Origin of the sequence: Parendozoicomonas callyspongiae, assembly GCF_023502345.1 — a bacterium.
GTDB lineage: Bacteria > Pseudomonadota > Gammaproteobacteria > Pseudomonadales > Endozoicomonadaceae > Sansalvadorimonas > Sansalvadorimonas callyspongiae.
The window spans coordinates 1-984 of record NZ_JAMFLX010000097.1 but is presented as its reverse complement, the minus strand read 5'-3'; the positions used below and the strand labels follow the sequence as shown (position 1 = coordinate 984).

At 41.5% G+C, this 984-nt stretch carries 1 protein-coding gene; it reads right to left on the bottom strand.

Annotated features, from left to right (window positions below; translation table 11 throughout):
* On the bottom strand, positions 1–918 hold a 918-nt coding region (locus tag M3P05_RS20430), incomplete at its 3' end, for a hypothetical protein (protein ID WP_249701979.1).
* Positions 919–984 lie beyond the last annotated feature (66 nt).

Sequence of the window (984 nt, the reverse complement as noted above, 5' to 3'; positions counted from 1 at the left end):
TCCGGTATTCAACAGGCCCTTAACAAAACTATGACCACGCCGGGATTGAAGGATTTCCGCCATAATCTTCTGCGAGTACGGCTCAGGCAGAGCAACCAGGATACAGATAATCGTTTGTGAAGGGAGATCGCTTTTAATCAACTGATCCGCCAGTGCCTTGTAATTCTCTACCGCCACGGGGAGACAAGCGGACAACAAAGGATACGCCCTTTCTAATTGCAAAAAATGGTCTGTGCGATATCTGGAGTCCTGATAGATGCTGGAACAGCACCCAAGGGTGAGGCCATTTTGAAGGGCATAGGCCACAATATGAATCAGAGGCGTGATACCCTTCCCATCAAAATAAACAAGGAGCCTTTCCAGTAATTCTTGAACCTCTACAGGAGATCGCACCTTGAGCAAAAAACAAACAACATCCAAAGGCATCAAAAGATTAGAACAATATGCATCAAAGAGCACGATATTGTAAAAATCGTGGGGGAGCTTGCCTTCAAGATTTTTTTTCCCGAAGAGAGAGTGAAGTTCAGCCGTTTCAACCAAAGTACGGAATTCATAAAAACCAGCGCCACGGAGCGCCTCATGCAGGCAACTGTTTCCGCTACTTTCATCGATAACATGCAAAAAACTTTTGTATTCTGTGTGCTCTGACAATATCTGGTTAACTATTTTGAATTTTTCCTGCTTTGTCAGCCACCACAAAAGATAGGGACGGAACGTTTCAGGAATTTTCAGAAACATATCAATGACTGAGTCACTGCAGCTCATATTGTTTATTAGCAATCCAAAAAAATCATCATGCCCCTCTATAACAAGATTTCCATAAGCGACACTTCTCTCATCAAATGGTCTCAAATTATTTTCAAGGATAATTTTTTTTAATTTAGGAATCGTCAGGAACTCAAACACGGCTTCTTGCATACAATGACTTTCACTAATATCACCCTTAACAATATAATTATTATTGAAGCTCTTCCAAAACACCTC